This is a genomic window from Streptomyces sp. NPDC034111 (genome assembly GCF_055575375.1).
The window spans coordinates 34,860-52,401 of sequence record NZ_JBVIST010000021.1 but is presented as its reverse complement, the minus strand read 5'-3'; the positions used below and the strand labels follow the sequence as shown (position 1 = coordinate 52,401).

The window sequence follows — 17,542 nt, the reverse complement described above, 5'->3', positions numbered from 1 at the left end:
CACGGAGAGGACCAGGGGTATCAGGCGGCTCAGCAGCCGGGTCCGGAGGATGTCCCTCATGCCGGGCCTCCCGGGAATTCCTGGCCGGTTCCCGGGAGTTGATGAATGCCGGAATCCTGGTCACCGGTCAATTCGGCGAGGAACCGGTCCATTTCCGGACGCCAGGCGCGGCGCACGTTCAGCCGGGTGGGCCGGGCTTCGCCGGGAAAATGGAACCGGAAGGAACTGAACAGCGGGCGGCGGCGGACGTCGCTGATCCGTGACCGGAGCTGTTCCCGCTGGACGGCGTGGCGCAGCGCGCCCGGCCGGTAGCCGGATCTGACCGCGTGGAACAGCAGCGCACGGTCGGTGAGCGTGAGGAAGAAGTCGTCCGAGTCGGCGATTCCGCCGGCCAGCAGCGCGTGCAGCAAGGGGTGTTCTCCCACAGCGGCGCCCAGTGTCACCAGCGGCCGGTCACGGGTGTCCGCCTGCCAGACGGCCTCGGCCACCTGTGCCACGGTGGTGGACTTGATCAGGCCCATTTCTTGCTCCTGGAGAGAGGTGGATGCGTTATTCCGTTGCGCAGGAATCGGTTTTTCTCAGCGCCTGCGCCAGCCCCGCGCGGCCGTCGATGGCGAGCTTTCCGTAGGCATTGCTGAGGTGGACTTCCACGGTGCGCAGACCGACGAAGAGACGCTGGGCGATCTCCCGGTTGGTCATGCCCTGGGCGGCCAGGCCGGCGACCCGCCGCTCGGTGGGCGTCAGCGCGCCCACGCCGTGGAACGTCCGGCCGCGTGGCCGGTCACCGGCGGCACGGAGCTCCGCCAGCGCTTGATCGGCCATCGGCCGCGCACCGCACTCGTGGGCGACGCTGACCGCCCGCCGCAGGTGCGTACGCGCTTCGGACAGCCGCCCGGCCTTACGGGCGAGGACACCGCAGTCGGCCAGCGCCTGGGCGTAGCGCACCCGGGCGGGCGTGCCGGCGAGGAGTTCCACGGCCTCGGTCAGCAGATCGAGGCCTTCGCGTCCGCCGGTCACCACGCCCATGGCGCGCAGGGCCACCCCGGTCATCTCCGGGACGCCCCAGAGGCGGGCGAGTCGCAGTTCCTCCGCCGCCAGCGACCGGGCCGCCGCACCGCGCCGCAGCGCCGCAGACATCAGCGCGGCCTCCGAACGCCAGGGATGGAAGCCGGGGTTGGGCATACCGCGGGCACAGGTCCGCTCCCCGCACAGCAGGAAGTCGGCGAGCGCTTTCTCCGGCCGTCCCTGGGCGCCGTGCAGCCGGCCGCGCACCATCAGGACGTAGTCATGGACCCAGTTGCCGTTCAGCTCGCCGCAGAGGTCACCGCGTTCCAGTAGTTCCGCCGCGCCGGTGAGCAGGCCCTGGCTCGTCAGGGACTCCGCCAGCGTCGCGACCGCGAAGGTGCTGAGGCTGTTGCACAGGCCGACGCCGATCCCGTCGAGCGCTTGCAGTGCCGTTTCCGCGTCGGTCCGGGAGTCCGCCAGGCGGCCGAGCCGGCAGTGGATGTTCGCCCGGGTGGTGAGGGCGTGGGCGTGGTCGAAGGCCGAGGTACGGGCGTGCGCCGCCCGCACGGCGGCGTCCGCATGGTGCAGCGCGCGCTCCGTCTCGCCGGCCACTCCCAGGGCAACGACGGCGTAGTGGTAGACGGGGGACTCGTCGTCGGCCGGGTGCACGCCGCCGCTCAGCGCCTGCTCGGCCAGGTCGACGACGTCCTGCGGGGACCGTCCGACCATGGTCGCGCGCAGGCTCAGCAGGGCGGCCAGCGGCCGCTGGGCGCAGCTGTCGGCGGCGTCGGAGAGTTCCAGGGCCATCAGCCGCGGCATCACGGCCGGGGCCGACGCCGCATCGCTCAGGCTGATCTGGAGGAAGTCGATCTCCAGGCGCAGGGCGCCCGCGGCGTCGCTCTGCCGAAGGGCCTCACCGGTGCGCCGGAGTGCGTCCAGCGCGTCCTGGTGGCGGTCCAGTGCCAGCAGCCCGCCGGCCAGCCGGCGGGCGGTGGTGGTCCGTTCCACCGGGTCCTGGGACAGTTCGAGACTGCGCTCCAGGGTGCGGACGGCCGCCGGGAGGCTGGAGGTGAGCTCCAGCGCACCCAGCTCCGCCAGCAGGGTCGCCCGCAGCGCGTCCGTCAGGTCCTCGCGCAGGGCGCGGCGCAGAAAGGCTTCCGCCCGCCCGGGGTCGTCGCGCCGGGCGGCCGCCGCCGCGGCCTTGCCGAGCACGTCCGGCGCCCACGGTTCGCCCAGCGGGCCGAGCAGCAGATGGTCGGCCACCCGTTCCGGCGGGGCCTCATGGGAGAGCAGGTGCCGGGCCGCCCGGAGGTGCAGCCCCATCCGTGTGCTCGGCAGCACCCCGGCAAAGACGGCGGCCGCCAGGACGTCGCAGACGAAGGACAGCCCGCCCTCGGCCCGGATCAGCCAGCCTGCGCGCACCATCCGGTGGGCGGCGTCCTCGACCGCAGGCTCGGTGAGCCCGGTGGCGGCCACGAGCAGATCGACGGCCGGCGCGCCACCGAGGACCGCGACGGCCTGGGCGGTGGCCACGGCGTGCGGGTCGACGCCGTGGAGCCGGGTGAGGGCGGCGGAGCCGAGGTCGTCGGGAACGTATGCGGTGACCGGGTCCTTGCGGTCCGCCCCGGGGGTGGACCGGGAGGCCTTGAGCCCCCGTGCCACAGCGTGCAGGAGGAGCGGGTTGCCGTCGGTGGCGTCCCGGCAGGCGGCGGTGAAGGAGCGCTCCGGCGCTGTGCCGAGGCTCTGGGTGAGCAGCGCCTCGGCGGCGTCGTCGTCCAGGCCGCGGAGCGGCAGCCGATGCCGGAACAGGGATGCGACGGCGGCCACGGCCGCGGCGTTCGGATGGGCCTCCTCGGGGCCGAGCGTGGCGACGACGGCCAGTGGCAGATCGTCGGTACGGCGCAGCAGCCGGCTCACCCAGAGCAGGGAGTGCGGATCGGCCCACTGGAGATCGTCGAGGGCGATCAACAGCCGTCTCGGGGCGGCAGTTCGACCGGTCGGCGGGGCCGGGAAGGCGGAGGGCTCCGGGTCCTGGCCGCTCCGGAGGAGCCGGCGCACCACGCGGAAGGGGAGGTCACGCTCCAGCGGATCGGCGGCCGCCGTCAGGAGGCAGCTGCCCGGATCCCGGCGCGGGCCGGCCAGCGCGGCCCACAGTAAGGCGGTCTTGCCGCTGCCCCAGCCGCCCTGGATGAGCACGGAGACGCCCTCGGTGCGGAGGACGGCCAACAGCCTTGCCAGGGTGCCGAGTTCCTGCTTCCGTCCGGTCAGCACGGGTCCGGGCTCCGTCCCGTACGACGGGCGGTCGCTGGAGAGTTGGTCGGCATGTGGCACCACGGCTGTTCAGGAGGGCGGCCCGCCCCTTTGCCGCGGGGGCCGCACGGTCTTACCGGTCCGTGAGCGGCCGGCCCCCGCGCAACACGCGGGATGGGGATCCACGTGCCGGGGGCGCCGACCGCTCTGATCACGGATGGTGCCCCGCGCCTGTAAGTGCCCCGCAATTTTCCGGTAAGGAGCGGCCCGCCGTACGCCACCCGCCCGCCGCTGCACGGCATTTCGGCCGATGAGGGCATCGGTTGCTCAGGGGGTGCTTCTTCGATCTCCGTGGATCAGCCCGCTAATCCTTCGGTGCCGCCCGTCATCCCTTACGGCCGGTCCGCCACCTAATTTTGGCCGGACAAGGGTCGTGCGACCAGTGCCGTACGGCGAAGCGCGCCGCCAGCCGGCCGCGCGCCGTCCCGCGCTCCCGCCTCGCCCCAAGTGCCCCCGGCCGCCCCCGTATCCGGCCGGGAAACCGGTGCGCCGCCGTCGGCCGGCGACCACCCACCGCTCCCGGCCGGTCCGGTTTCCGGGAGCCACGCTGAACCCATCATTGGAAAGGCCCATGACCACGCCCGCCTCATCTCCCGGCAGCCTCCCTGCCGGTACCCCCCACACCACCGCCCTCGCCACGGCTCCGCAGGACCCCGCCGCCACGGTGTTCCAAACAGTTCAGGAGGGCGGGCCGTTCGGCCGGCTCCGCCGCACCCAGCGCCGTTTCGCCGTGGGCGCGACGACCGCCGTCCTGAGCCTGTATCTGCTGTACGTCCTGCTGTCCACCTACGCGCCCGGCCTCATGAACGGCAGGGTCGTCGGCAATCTGAACGTCGCGCTCTTCCTCGGACTCGCCCAGTTCGCCGCGGTCTTCCTCACCGCATGGCTCTACACCCGCCATGCGAACCGCCGGCGTGACCCGCTGGCGGAGCGCATCAAGGAGAACCTCGAACAGGCACAGGTCCGCGCGCAAGGGGCCCCGGAGACGGCGGGAGCCTCCGCGTGATCACTCACCTTCAGCAGACCGTGCTCGCGGCGGGGTCCGGCGCGCACGGCGGCCGTTCGCTGACGGTCGGCCTGTTCCTCGCGGTGGTGGCGGCCACGTTGGGCGTCACCTTGTGGGCGAGCCGGCAGACCAAGGGCACCACCGACTTCTACACCGGCGGCCGGTCGTTCTCGGGCTTCCAGAACGGTCTGGCCATCTCGGGCGACTACATGTCGGCCGCCTCGTTCCTGGGCGTCACCGGCACCATCGCGCTCTTCGGGTACGACGGCATCCTGTACTCCGTCGGATTCCTCGTCGCCTGGATCCTGGCGCTGGTCCTGGTGGCCGAACCACTGCGCAACACGGGCCGGTTCACCATGGCCGACATGCTCGCGTTCCGCCTGCGCCAGCGGCCGGTGCGCACCGCCGCGGGCATCTCGACCATCGTGGTCTCCGTCGTCTACCTCCTCGCCCAGATGGTCGGCGCGGGTTCCCTGGTGGCCCTGCTGCTCGGCGTCTCCGGCGACACCGCCAAGAAGTGGATCATTCTGGGCGTCGGGGTGCTGATGATCCTCTACGTCGTCGTCGGCGGCATGAAGGGCACCACCTGGGTGCAGATCGTCAAGGCCGCGCTGCTGATGACCGGAACGCTGCTGCTGACCGTCCTGGTGATGCACAGGTTCGGCTGGAACCTCTCCTCGCTCCTCGGCTCGGCCGCCGAGGCCAGCGGAAAGGGCCATGCGTTCCTCTCACCCGGCCTGAAGTACGGCGCCGGCCCCACCACCAAGCTGGACTTCATCAGCCTCGGTGTCGCGCTGGTTCTGGGCACCGCGGGCCTGCCGCACATCCTGGTCCGCTTCTACACGGTGCCGACGGCCAAGGCCGCGCGGACCTCGGTGAACTGGGCGATCGCCATCATCGGTGCCTTCTACCTGATGACGCTGGTGCTGGGCTTCGGTGCGGCCTCGGTGGTGGGCCACTCGGCGATCCAGGCCGCCAATCCGGCAGGCACCACGGCCGCGCCCATGCTGGCCGAGGCGCTGGGCGGTGGCCCCGGATCCACCCTGGGCGCCACGCTGCTGGCGGTCACCTCCGCGGTCGCCTTCGCCACGATCCTGGCCGTGGTGGCCGGTCTCACCCTGACCTCGTCCGCCTCCTTCGCCCACGATCTGTACGCCCATGCCTTCCGCAAGGGGCGGGCCAGTGAGCGTCAGGAGATCAGGACGGCGCGGCTCGCCGCGATCGGCATCGGCGTCCTGGCCGTCGTACTGAGCATGTTCGCCGACAAGCTCAACACCGCTGCGCTGGTGGCGCTGGCCTTCGCCGTCGCTGCCTCGGCCAATCTGCCGACGATCCTCTACAGCCTGTTCTGGAAGCGGTTCAACACCACCGGGGCGGTGTGCGGCATCTACGGCGGCCTGGTCTCCTCGGTGCTGCTGGTGGTCTTCTCCCCCGTCGTCTCCGGCACGCCGGCCTCACTGCTGCCCGGCGTGGACTTCCACTGGTTCCCCCTGGAGAACCCCGGGCTGGTCTCCATCCCGCTCGGCTTCCTGCTGGGCGCCCTGGGCACCCTCGCGTCCAAGGAGACGGCGCCGGCCAAGTACGCGGAGATGGAGGTCCGTTCGCTCACCGGTGCCGGAGCGCACTGACCCGCCGGAGCACGGACGAGACCACATCGAGGGCGGGCCCGCGGTCGCCGTACCGCCTCCCGGGCCCGCCCCGACGGACAACTGCAAGGAGCACATCGTGAACAACGACAGCCTGGCGAACCTCCTCAAGGAGGACCGGCGGTTCGCGCCGCCGGCCCGACTGGCGGCGGCCGCCAACGTCACCTCTGCCGCGTACGAGCAGGCGTCGGCCGACCGGCTGGGTTTCTGGGCGGCGCAGGCCCGCCGCCTGAGCTGGGCGAAGGAGCCGGCGGAGACACTGGACTGGTCCAACCCGCCGTTCGCCACCTGGTTCGCCGACGGCCGGCTGAACGCCGCCTACAACTGCGTGGACCGGCATGTGGAGAACGGCCTGGGTGACCGGGTCGCCCTGCACTTCGAGGGCGAGCCGGGCGACCAACGCACCCTCACCTACGGCGAGTTGAAGGACGAGGTGGCGCGGGCCGCCAATGCGCTGTCCGAACTCGGCGTCACCGCGGGCGACCGGGTCGCGATCTATCTGCCGATGATCCCGGAGGCGGTCATCGCCATGCTGGCCTGCGCCCGCATCGGCGCTCCGCACTCGGTGGTCTTCGGCGGCTTCTCGCCCGAAGCGGTCGCCGCCCGCATCCAGGACGCGGACGCAAAGCTGGTGATCACCGCGGACGGGGGCTACCGCCGCGGCAGGCCCCACCCGCTGAAGCCCGCCATCGACCGTGCGCTGGAGACGTGCCCCCAGGTGGCGCACGTACTCGTGGTGCGCCGTACGGGAGAGCCGACCGCCTGGGATGCGGAGCGCGATCTGTGGTGGCACGAGGCCGTGGGGCGCCAGTCGGCCGAGCACACCCCGGAGGCGTTCGACGCCGAGCACCCGCTCTTCATCCTCTACACCTCCGGCACGACGGGTAAGCCCAAGGGCATCCTGCACACCACCGGCGGCTACCTCACCCAGGTCTCGTACACCCACCACGCGGTCTTCGACCTCAAGCCCGAGACCGACGTCTACTGGTGCACCGCCGACATCGGCTGGGTCACGGGCCACTCGTACATCACCTACGGCCCGCTCTCCAACGGCGCCACCCAGGTGCTCTACGAGGGCACACCGGACACCCCGCACCTGGGCCGTTACTGGGAGATCGTCCAGAAGTACCGGGTCACCATCCTCTACACCGCCCCGACCGCCATCCGTACGTTCATGAAGTGGGGCGACCACATCCCGGCGGGCTTCGATCTGTCGTCGCTGCGCGTCCTGGGCTCGGTGGGCGAGCCGATCAACCCCGAGGCGTGGATGTGGTACCGCAAACACATCGGGGCCGACGCCACACCGATCGTCGACACCTGGTGGCAGACCGAGACCGGCGCCATGATGCTCAGCCCGCTGCCCGGCGTCACGGAGACCAAGCCCGGCTCGGCCCAGCTGGCACTGCCCGGCATCGCCGCGACGGTCGTCGACGACCGCGGCGACGAGGTGCCCAACGGCTCCGGCGGCTATCTGGTGCTCACCGAGCCGTGGCCGTCGATGCTCCGCACCATCTGGGGCGACGACGAGCGCTATGTGAAGACGTACTGGTCGCGCTTCCAGGTCACGTACTTCGCGGGAGACGGCGCCAAGAAGGACGAGGACGGCGACATCTGGCTGCTCGGCCGGGTGGACGACGTCATGCTCGTCTCCGGCCACAACATCTCCACCACCGAGGTCGAATCCGCCCTGGTCTCGCACCCGGCGGTCGCCGAAGCCGCGGTGGTCGGCGCCGCCGATCCGACCACCGGCCAGGCCATCTGCGCCTTCGTCATCCTGCGCGGCGGCGTGGCGGAGTCCGACGAGCTGGCTGCGGAACTGCGGACACATGTGAGCAACACCCTCGGCCCGATCGCCAAGCCGAAGCAGGTGCTCACCGTCACCGCCCTGCCCACCACCCGCTCCGGCAAGATCATGCGCCGGCTGCTGCGCGACGTCGCCGAGAACCGCGCCCTCGGCGATGTCACCACCCTCACCGACTCCTCCGTCATGGACCTCATCCAGGCCAGGCTGGCCGACGCGCCGGGCGAGGACTGAGGGGCCGCGGGAGACCGGGCTCACCCCAGGGTGACGAGGAAGGGTGCCGTCCGCCCTTCCCGCCGGTGCCGCGGTGCTGGCAGGATCCCGCCCATGGTCACAGCACTTCCCCGTACCGGCCGCCGCGCCCTCCAGGCGGTGATCGCGGCCCTCGCCGCGCTGGCGGCGGCGCTGTGGTGGCTGCTGTCCATGGGCGGTGAGCCCGCACCGGGTGGCCGGGTGACGCTGGCGACCGGTGTGCCGACCGGTGTGTACGCGCGCTACGGGGAGCTGCTGAAGCAGGACCTGGCGCACGACCTGCCGGAGGTGGATCTGCGGCTGACCCGCAGCGAGGGGTCGATCGACAATCTGCGGCAGCTGGTCGCCGGGCGCGCGCAGTACACCATCGCCACGGCGGACGCGGTCGCCACGTACAAGGTCAGGGGGGAGCGGGGCGCGGACCGGCTGCGGGCCTGTGCGCGGCTGTACGACGACTACATGCAGCTGGTGGTGCCGAAGGACTCCGCGGTGCGCTCGACGAAGGACCTGCGGCGGCTGCGGGTGGGCGTCGGGGCCGACGGCTCCGGCGTCCAGCTGATCACCCGGCGGCTGCTGGAGGCCGCCGGACTCGACTTCGACCGGGACATCGAACCGGTGCGGGTGGGCATCGACCGGATGCCCAGGCTGCTGGAGCAGGGGAAACTGGATGCCTTCTTCTGGTCGGGCGGGCTGCCGACGACCGCGGTGCAGCATCTGGTGCAGCGGTTCCCGGTACGGCTGGTCCAGCTCGGCGACCTGACCGAGGGGCTGCACCGACAGGGCGAGCGCACCCGCTACTACCGGGCCGCCGTGATGCCCGCCGACGCCTATCCGCGGGCGCAGGACGGGCAGGCGGTGAAGACGATCGCGGTGGCGAATCTGCTGGTGACGACGGACCGCGAGGGCGCCGCGCTGACCCAGGGCATCACCCGGACCGTGATCGACAGCCGGGACTGGATCGGGCGCCAGGTGCATGCCGCGCAGAAGGTGGATCTGCGGACCGCGGTGTTCACCGATCCGCTGCCGCTGCACGAGGGCGCCCGGCGCTACTACCTGTCCGTGAAGCCCTGAGCGGCCCGTGGACGCCCGTGACGCCCTGAGCGCGAACGGACCGGGGCCCGCACCGAAGAGTCGGTGCGGGCCCCGGTCGCGGGACGCGAGACGCGTCAGGCGGGGATGATGTTCTCCGCCTGCGGGCCCTTCGGGCCCTGGGTCACGTCGAAGGTGACCTTCTGGCCCTCGAGCAGCTCACGGAAGCCCTGGGCGTTGATGTTCGAGTAGTGGGCGAAGACGTCGGGGCCGCCGCCGTCCTGCTCGATGAAGCCAAAGCCCTTTTCCGAGTTGAACCACTTCACGGTGCCGGAAGCCATAATTTTTCTCCTTCATGGGGCAAGCAGGAGACCGCACTGCGCGGCCCCCTTGTCGCCGAGATGATCGCCCCACACCGGAACAGGTCCGGAAACAAGGAACGCCCGGGGCTACCAGCCTCCGGGCGCGCACAAAGTTCATCATGGGTACCACAACTGCAACGCGGTCCACCGTAGCACAGACGTCCGGGAGCGACCGCGAATCCGGTACTTGCCTGGTCAGGGGCCGGTGCGCGGCACGGTGACGGTGACCTTCAGACCGTGTGGCGGATGCGGGGCGTAGGCGATGGCCGCCCCGCCCGCCGCGAGCAGTGCGCGGGTGATCGACAGCCCGAGGCCGGAGCCGGAGACGTTCTGGTGGCGGCTGCTGCGCCAGAAGCGGTCGCCGACCCGCGCGAGCTCATCGTCCGTCAGGCCGGGACCGCGGTCGGCCACGGTGATGTGCACCTGCTCGCCGTCCGGTGCCACACCGACGGTGACCGGCTGCCCGGCCGGGGTGAACTTCAGGGCGTTGTCGACGACGGCGTCCAGTGCGCTGGAGAGGGCGACCGGGTCGGCCCACCCGGTGACGGCGGGCTGTCCCTCGTAGGTCAGGCGGACGCCCTTCTCGTCGGCCATCGGGCGCCAGGAGCCGACCCGCTCGGCGGCGAGCGCCGCGACATCGGTGAGCTGGAGGTCAGCTGCGGTGTGCTCGGCCAGCGCGAGGTCGAGCAGATCGTCCAGGACCCGCGCCAGCCGCTTGCCCTCGGCGCGGACCGAGGCGATCTCCTCGTTGTCCTCGGGGAGTTCGAGGGCCAGCAGCTCGATCCGCAGCAGCAGCGCGGAGAGCGGATTGCGCAGTTGATGGGAGGCGTCGGCGACAAAGGCGCGCTGCTGCTCCAGCACTTCCTCGACGTTGTCGGCCATCTCGTTGAAGGAGCGGGCCAGCCTGCGCAGTTCGGGCGGGCCCGCGGTGGCGGCGACCCGGGACTTCAGCCGTCCGGTGGCGATGTCGTGGCTGGCCACGTCCAGGACCCGTACCGGCCGCAGCACCCAGCCGGTGAGCCGGAAGGCGGCGGCCACCGCGACGAGCATGGCCGCGCACTCACCGACCCCGATCAGCAGCCAGCCGCGCAGGATGCGCGAACGCATCTGCCCGGTGGGCGAGTCGGTGACCACGACGGCGACCACATCGCCGTCGCGGATGACCGGCGAAGCGACCGGGATCCGGCCGTCGTCGTCCCAGGGCCAGACCTGGTGCGGATCATGACTGCGGCGGCCGGCCAGCGCCTCGCTGAAGGCCCGGGCACCCTCGCCGTCGCTGGGCACCGGCAGCCCGTGCGGGGCGGCGGCCATCGGGGTGTGATCGCGGTAGAAGACGCCGGCGCGTATGCCGTAGAGGCCGTAGTAGCGCTCCAGCTCGCCGCTGAGGGTGGTGCGCCGCTCGTCCTCCTCGGGCGTCTTGTGGTGGGCGTCCGCGTCGGGGCGGGCGGTGACGAACTGGGCGAGGGCGGCGAAGCGGGCTGCGTCGTCGATCCGGTCGACGACCACCTTCTGCTGCTCCACACCGGCGGTGATGACGCCCAGCGGGATGCCGAGCGCGAGCAGCACACCGGCCATGAGGACGATGAGCAGCGGGAGGAGTCGGGTGCGCACGTTCCGGCGGCGGCCTTCAGGAGGCCGGGCGGCCGGCCGCGGGGACGACGAGCCGGTAGCCGACGCCCCGGACCGTCTCGATCAGGGCGGGCATCCGCAGCTTGGCCCGGAGGGAGGCGATATGTACCTCCAGGGTCCGGCCGGTGCCCTCCCAGCTCGTCCGCCACACCTCGCTGATGATCTGCTCCCGGCGGAAGACCACCCCGGGCCGCTGGGCGAGCAGCGCCAGCAGATCGAACTCCTTGCGGGTGAGCGGAACCGTGGCACCGCCCACCGACACCTGGCGGGTGGGGAGTTCAACGGTGACCGCACCCAGGTGCAGCGCCTCGCCGGCGGTTCCCTCCTCGGCGGGCGCTTCCGCCCCCCGCTCCGGCGAGGACACCGTGCGCCTGCTGACCGCATGGATCCGGGCCAGCAGCTCGCCGGTGTCGTACGGCTTGACGACATAGTCGTCCGCGCCCAGGTTGAGGCCGTGGATGCGGGAGCGCACATCGGACCGCGCGGTCACCATGATCACGGGGGTGGCGCAGATCTTGCGGATCCGGCCGCACACCTCGAAGCCGTCCTGGTCGGGCAGCCCCAGGTCGAGCAGCACCACCGAGAAGGGCTCGGCGTCATCGGGCAGCAGGGCCTTGAGCGCCTCCTCGCCGTTGCGCGCGTGCACGACGGCGAGACCGTGCCTGGCGAGCACCGCGGACAGGGCCGCGGCGACATGATCGTCGTCCTCGACGAGCAGCAGTCTCATCGGACCTCCTTCCCGGGTGCGTGCGTACAGGCCACAGGGCATCTACGGCGATAGGAGGCATGCACGTCAAGAGGCGGCCACCTCAGGGCCGCCATCCGTTACCCAGCCGGTACGCCGACGGCCTGGTGACGGCGTGGTAACGGTGCCGCGAGCCCGTCACTCCGCGTAACACTCCGTCTCCCCGCTGCGACCCGATCGTTATGCTCAAGTTCCCCTCAGATGTAATGACGCTGGTCGAAGCGCCTCACTAAGGTCCTCCCAACCGAGGAGGACGGAGCTGTACGCCGATGAGCGAAGTATCGGTGACCAAGAACGCCGAGGGTCCCTCGCAGGCAGGTGACCAGCTGGTCGTGCTGGACAACGTGAACAAGCACTTCGGCGCGCTGCACGTGCTCCAGGACATCGACCTGACGATCCACCGCGGTGAGGTCGTCGTCGTGATCGGGCCCTCGGGCTCCGGCAAGTCGACGCTCTGCCGCACGATCAACCGCCTGGAGACCATAGATTCCGGCAGCATCACCATCGACGGGAAGCCGCTGCCGCAGGAGGGCCGTGAGCTGGCCAAACTGCGGGCCGACGTGGGCATGGTCTTCCAGTCCTTCAACCTTTTCGCGCACAAGACGGTGCTCGAGAACGTGATGCTGGGCCAGACCAAGGTCCGTAAGACGGACAAGGCGGCGGCCGAGAAGAAGGCCCGCGCCCTGCTCGACCGGGTCGGGGTCGGCACCCAGGCCGACAAGTACCCCGCACAGCTCTCCGGCGGCCAGCAGCAGCGCGTGGCGATCGCCCGCGCGCTGGCGATGGACCCGAAGGTGATGCTGTTCGACGAGCCGACCTCCGCGCTGGACCCGGAGATGATCAACGAGGTGCTGGACACCATGCAGCAGCTCGCCCGGGACGGTATGACGATGGTCGTCGTCACCCATGAGATGGGCTTCGCGCGCTCCGCGGCGAACCGGGTCGTCTTCATGGCGGACGGCCGGATCATCGAAGAGGCCGAGCCGAACCAGTTCTTCAACAACCCGCGCAGCGACCGCGCCAAGGACTTCCTGTCGAAGATCCTTCACCACTGAGGCCGCAGGGCCACCCATCATTGCCAACACCTGCTGAACCAAAGGATGTTCACCATGAGGATTCGTAAGACGGCTGCGGCCGGTGCGGTGGTGCTCGCGCTGGCGGCTACGGCCACGGCGTGCGGCGGCGAGTCGGGTACGGCGGGCGACAAGCCGGCCGGCGGCGATGTCTACAGCGGCAGCTACAAGGTCGCCTCGGACGTCACGGTCGACTCCGCGGTACTGAAGAAGGCCCAGAAGGCCAAGAAGATCGTCATCGGCGTCAAGGCGGACCAGCCGTTCCTGGGCTTCAAGGACCCGGCGACCGGCAAGTACTCCGGGTTCGACATCGAGATCGCCAAGATGGTCGCGGCCGACCTCGGCTTCTCCGACAAGCAGATCGAGTTCAAGACGATCGACTCCAACGTCCGTGAGACCACCATCTCCAAGGGCGACGTCGACTACTACGTCGGCACCTACACCATCAACGACGAGCGCAAGAAGCAGGTCGGCTTCGCGGGCCCGTACTACACGGCCGGCGCCGACCTCCTGGTGCGCAAGGACGACAAGTCCATCACCGGGCCGGACAGCCTCAAGGGCAAGAAGGTCTGCTCGATCGCCGGCTCGACTCCGCTCCAGGAGATCAAGAAGGCGAAGTACGGCGCGAAGACCACCGAGCTCTCCAAGTACTCGGACTGCGTGAAGTACCTCCTGGACGGCCAGGTCGACGCGGTCACCACCGACGACGCCATCCTCAAGGGCTACGCCGCCCAGCGCTCGGCGAAGCTGCGGGTCGTGGAGGAGCCCTTCACCAAGGAGCCCTACGGCGTCGGCATGAACAAGGACGACAAGGCGCTGCGTGAGGCGATCAGCAAGGCGCTGGAGAACCACATCAAGAACGGCGACTACGAGAAGGCGTACAAGGGCACGCTCGGCAAGTCCGGCTCGAAGTTCACCGCCCCGGAGACCCCGCTGCCGCGGTACTGAGGCCTCGCGCGCTCACCGGACTGCGCCGCCCCGTACGCCCGCCGCGGCGGGCGTACGGGGCGCCGTGTCTTCCCCCCGTTTCTGACCCTCTTCCCGCCGTCGCCCCGATGACCGCTACCGCGGAGACCCCATGAACGTACTCCTCGATTATCTGCCCGAGTTCCGGGACGGATTCCTCGGAACGCTGGCGATCACCGCGTCCAGCGCCCTGCTCGCGCTGGTACTCGGCGTGCTCATAGCCGGTTTCCGGGTCTCTCCGATTCCGCCGCTGCGCGCCTTCGGCACGGCCTGGGTCACGGTGCTGCGCAACACGCCGCTGACGCTGCTCTTCCTGGTCGCCTTCTTCGTCGTACCGCAGATCCTCTTCCAGGGCGCGAGCCCGTACGTGCTCGCCACACTGGCGCTCGGCTTCTACACCTCGTCCTTCGTGTGCGAGGCGGTGCGGTCCGGCATCAACACCGTGCCGCTGGGGCAGGCGGAGGCCGCGCGCAGCCTCGGTATGACCTTCGCCCAGACGCTGCGCATGATCGTGCTCCCGCAGGCCACGCGCACCGTACTGCCGCCGCTGAGCAGCATCTTCATCGCGCTGACCAAGAACTCCGCGATCGCCGGCGCCTTCAGCTACGGCGAGCTGTTCAACGTCTCCAAGCTGCTCAACGACAAGGGCTACGCGATCGCCTGGATCTTCCTGTGGATCGCGCTCGCCTACCTCATCATCACCTTCGCCATCAGCGGCCTCTTCCGCCTGCTGGAGCGCCGTATGGAGGTGGCCCGATGAGCGGACCTGACGTGGGGGTCCCCCCGGCCGAAGTCCCCCAGCTACCGCTGGGAGGCGCCCCCAGGGGGAGGAACAGCATGACGTGGGTGCCGCGCGCAGGCGGGGCGGGACGAAGCGAGGTAAGCGCATGAGCAACGCCAGCGTTCTCTACGACGTACCAGGACCGAAGGCCAAGGCGCGCAACCGCGTCTACAGCCTCGTCGGCGCGCTCGCGGTACTGGCGCTGATCGCGTTCGTCGTGCTGCGGCTGAGCGCCACGGGCCAGCTCGAGCCCGAGGTATGGAACATCTTCAACAACGCCGGGGTGCGGGCCAACATCCGCGACGGTGTACTGACGACGCTTCAGGTCTTCGCGGTCGCCGCGGTGCTGTCGCTGGCACTGGGCGTGCTGCTCGCGGTGGCACGGCTGTCGGACCACCAGCCGGTCCGCTGGCTGGCGACCGGCTTCATCGAGCTCTTCCGCGCCGTCCCGCTGCTGATCACCATCTACGCGCTGTGGGTGATCCTGCTCAGCAGCCGGGAGAGCCTGGGGCTCACCGGCAGCCAGCCGCAGTTCTGGGCGCTGGTCATCGGGCTGACGGTGTACAACGGCTCGGTGCAGGCCGAGGTGCTGCGGGCCGGCATCAACTCCGTACCGAGGGGCCAGCGTGAGGCCGCCTACGCGCTGGGCATGAGCAAGACCCAGGTCATGACGACGGTGCTGATCCCGCAGGCCGTCCGGGCGATGCTGCCGACGATCATCAGCCAGCTCGTGGTCACCTTGAAGGACACCTCCCTCGGCTACATCATCACGTTCGAGGAACTGCTCTTCACCGCCCGCCAGATGAGCACCAACATCATCGTCAACGGCAACGACACCTACGTCCCGGTCATCATCGTCACCGGCGTCATCTATGTCGCGATGTGCCTGGCACTGTCCGCCCTCGCCAACTGGATCGAGCGGCGCGGCCGGCGGGCCAAGACCGGCATCGAGGTCGCCGCGGCCGCCGAGCCGGTGGCAGCCACCGACGCGATGGAGGTCGCCGACCCCGCTCCCGGCGGGCCGGTGACCAGGAACGACTGACGGTACGACGGCCGCCCCGCGCGGCCGATACCGGACCGTCCGGAGGCGGTGGCAACGGCGCCACCGCCTCCGTCACTTGACGCGAGCGGCCGCAGTGGGTTGCATACGCTGTGTGATCACGCACCGGGCTCCAACTGCCAGTTTCCGCACGTCCCGTACGCACCAGCGGCCCCAGGGAGCGGCGCCGTGGACCCGGTGATCGTCGTCGGGGCCGGCCCGGTCGGCCTCTCGCTCTCCCTCGCGCTCGCCCGGCTCGGCGTCCCGTCCGTCGTCCTCGACGAGACGGCCGGGCAGGAGGACACCCGGCCCGCCCGTAGCGCCGTGCTCCGCCCGGACACCGCGGCCTTCGTCGGCCGGCTCGGCTGCGCGGACACCCTGGAGAGCGCCGGCACCCGCTGGACGGCCTGGCGCATCATGCGCCGTCGACGCCTGGTGGAGCGGGTCGCCTTCGCCCCGCGAACGCCGGACGACGCGGCCGGCCCCGCCCTCGCCTCCCCCGTCCACCTCCCCCAGCACGCGCTCACCCGCGCCCTGCGCAGCGCACTGGCCCAGGAGAAGCTCGCCGAGGTCGTCACCGACAGCCGGCTCGCCGACCTCGAACAGGACGAACACGGCATCAGTGCGCACACCCGCGGCCCCAACGGGAAGTGGTGGCGGGGGAGTTACCTCATCGGGTGCGACGGACCCCGCTCGACCGTCCGCAAGCTGCTGGACATCCGCTTCCCGGGGCGGACGGCCGTCGAACGGCACGCAGTGGCCGCGCTGCGCTGCGAACTGCCCTGGCCCGGCGAGGCCTTGCTGCACCGCTCACCGCCCCGGCAGGGCGGCGGACCGGGCAACGAGGTCTCCGCCCGTCCGCTGGCCGACGACGTCTGGCGGCTGGACTGGCTGCTGCCACCGGGGCGCGAACTGGTCACACCGGACGCCCTGGTCGCCCGGATCCGCGACTCCCTGGCCGGCTGGACCCTCGAATCGCCGGCGGACACCGGCGCCGGAGCCGCCCCGGAAGGAGGCAGCACCCGCCCGCACGGCTCCGGGCGGCTGGTCCCCCCGTACGAACTCCTCGACACCGGCGTACACACCGTCCACCACCGGCTCGCCCGCTGCTGGCGGCAGGGCCGCGCCTTCCTCGCCGGGGACGCCGCGCATCTGCTGGGCGCGCTCGGCACCCAGGGGCTGGACGAGGGGCTGCGGGACGCCGAGAACCTGGCCTGGAAGCTGGGCCTGGCCTGGCACCACGGCGCCTCCGAGCCGCTGCTCGACAGCTACCAGGCCGAGCGCCGGGGCGCGGTCGCGGCCCGGCTGCGGGCGGCCGACCAGGCGCTGCCGCTGCTGAGGGACGGCCGCTCGGCCCGCTGGCGCACCGTCCTCCCGGGTGCAGCGCGCGGACGCAGCACCCTGCTGACCGACGGCCATGTGGGGCGCGGACCGCTGGGCGCACCGCCGGTGTACGCCCGCACGCCGCTGGCACCGCCCGCCGGCCACACCGACGGCCCGGTCGTCGACACGCCGCTGGGGGCTTCGGTCGTGGACGTGCCGGTGACCGCGTCCGACGGCTCGGTGGTCCGGCTGCGCGACCGCCTCGGGCACGGTCTGCTGGTCGTCCTGGTGGCGCCCGGCACCACCGTCTGGGACCGCCGGCACTGGCAGTCGGCGGGCCTGATGCCCCGACTGACCAGCGCGGTTGCCGACCTGCCGATGTCCGCCGAACTCCTGGTCACCGAGTCCTACCCCGGCGCGGCCGCACACACCGTCCTGCTCGTACGCCCCGACGGCCACCTGGTCACGACCCTGGCCGGCGTCCGCCCCGAGCAACTGACCGCCTGTGCAGAGGCCGTACGGGGCGGAGCGGACGGCCGCAGCGCGGGCGCGGCCCGCCGGGCGGGGGCTGCGGG

General features: G+C 71.3%; 13 protein-coding genes and 1 pseudogene. 9 read left to right on the top strand and 5 right to left on the bottom strand.

Features of this window, described 5'->3' with window-relative positions; genetic code table 11:
* Positions 1-56: 56 nt before the first annotated feature.
* Together ACZ55A_RS31840 and ACZ55A_RS31835 are read right to left on the bottom strand one after the other, a co-directional pair.
* A complete protein-coding gene (locus tag ACZ55A_RS31840; protein ID WP_468847432.1) occupies positions 57-521 on the bottom strand; it encodes a hypothetical protein in 465 nt (154 codons plus the stop codon).
* 28 nt (positions 522-549) lie between these two features.
* Entirely contained in the window at positions 550-3,276 is a 2,727-nt protein-coding gene (locus tag ACZ55A_RS31835; RefSeq protein WP_468847429.1) for a helix-turn-helix transcriptional regulator, read from the bottom strand.
* Between the two features lie 610 nt (positions 3,277-3,886).
* Here ACZ55A_RS31835 and ACZ55A_RS31830 point away from each other — a divergent pair.
* From ACZ55A_RS31830 to ACZ55A_RS31815, 4 genes are all read left to right on the top strand, one after another.
* The gene (locus ACZ55A_RS31830; RefSeq protein ID WP_468847427.1) at positions 3,887-4,321 is read left to right on the top strand and encodes a DUF485 domain-containing protein; all 435 of its coding nucleotides are present in this window, start codon (positions 3,887-3,889) and stop codon (positions 4,319-4,321) included.
* A complete protein-coding gene (locus tag ACZ55A_RS31825) occupies positions 4,318-5,949 on the top strand; it encodes a solute symporter family protein (RefSeq protein WP_468847425.1) in 1,632 nt (543 codons plus the stop codon). The genes ACZ55A_RS31830 and ACZ55A_RS31825 overlap by 4 nt, the downstream gene beginning before the upstream one ends.
* 97 nt (positions 5,950-6,046) lie before the next feature.
* A complete protein-coding gene (gene acs / locus ACZ55A_RS31820; protein ID WP_468847423.1) occupies positions 6,047-8,002 on the top strand; it encodes an acetate--CoA ligase in 1,956 nt (651 codons plus the stop codon).
* Between the two features lie 93 nt (positions 8,003-8,095).
* Positions 8,096-9,091 (top strand): TAXI family TRAP transporter solute-binding subunit, encoded by a 996-nt coding sequence (locus ACZ55A_RS31815; protein ID WP_468847420.1) that lies wholly within the window; start codon positions 8,096-8,098, stop codon positions 9,089-9,091.
* 95 nt (positions 9,092-9,186) lie between these two features.
* On the opposite strand, the gene ACZ55A_RS31810 is transcribed toward ACZ55A_RS31815, so the two are convergent.
* The 3 genes from ACZ55A_RS31810 to ACZ55A_RS31800 all read right to left on the bottom strand — a co-directional run bounded on the left by ACZ55A_RS31810 (position 9,187) and on the right by ACZ55A_RS31800 (position 11,767).
* Positions 9,187-9,390, bottom strand: coding sequence for a cold-shock protein (locus ACZ55A_RS31810; protein ID WP_468847418.1), 204 nt, complete (start codon positions 9,388-9,390; stop codon positions 9,187-9,189).
* A 216-nt stretch (positions 9,391-9,606) separates the two neighbouring features.
* Positions 9,607-11,022 (bottom strand): sensor histidine kinase, encoded by a 1,416-nt coding sequence (locus ACZ55A_RS31805; RefSeq protein WP_468847415.1) that lies wholly within the window; start codon positions 11,020-11,022, stop codon positions 9,607-9,609.
* Between the two features lie 16 nt (positions 11,023-11,038).
* Complete coding sequence (locus ACZ55A_RS31800) at positions 11,039-11,767, bottom strand: response regulator transcription factor (RefSeq protein ID WP_468847413.1); 729 nt, start codon at positions 11,765-11,767, stop codon at positions 11,039-11,041.
* Positions 11,768-12,054: 287 nt separating this feature from the next.
* On the opposite strand from ACZ55A_RS31800, the gene ACZ55A_RS31795 reads away from it, so the two are divergent.
* The 5 genes and pseudogenes from ACZ55A_RS31795 to ACZ55A_RS31775 form a co-directional block, all read left to right on the top strand.
* A complete protein-coding gene (locus ACZ55A_RS31795) occupies positions 12,055-12,840 on the top strand; it encodes an amino acid ABC transporter ATP-binding protein (RefSeq protein ID WP_468847411.1) in 786 nt (261 codons plus the stop codon).
* A gap of 54 nt (positions 12,841-12,894) precedes the next feature.
* Positions 12,895-13,806: a glutamate ABC transporter substrate-binding protein gene (locus tag ACZ55A_RS31790; protein ID WP_468847408.1), complete on the top strand. Its 912-nt coding sequence runs from the start codon at positions 12,895-12,897 to the stop codon at positions 13,804-13,806.
* A 130-nt stretch (positions 13,807-13,936) separates the two neighbouring features.
* Positions 13,937-14,584 (top strand): amino acid ABC transporter permease, encoded by a 648-nt coding sequence (locus ACZ55A_RS31785; RefSeq protein ID WP_468847405.1) that lies wholly within the window; start codon positions 13,937-13,939, stop codon positions 14,582-14,584.
* A gap of 127 nt (positions 14,585-14,711) precedes the next feature.
* Complete coding sequence (locus tag ACZ55A_RS31780) at positions 14,712-15,647, top strand: amino acid ABC transporter permease (protein WP_468847403.1); 936 nt, start codon at positions 14,712-14,714, stop codon at positions 15,645-15,647.
* 186 nt (positions 15,648-15,833) lie between these two features.
* A pseudogene (locus tag ACZ55A_RS31775) lies at positions 15,834-17,531 on the top strand (FAD-dependent monooxygenase); the annotation flags it as partial.
* Positions 17,532-17,542: the final 11 nt, after the last annotated feature.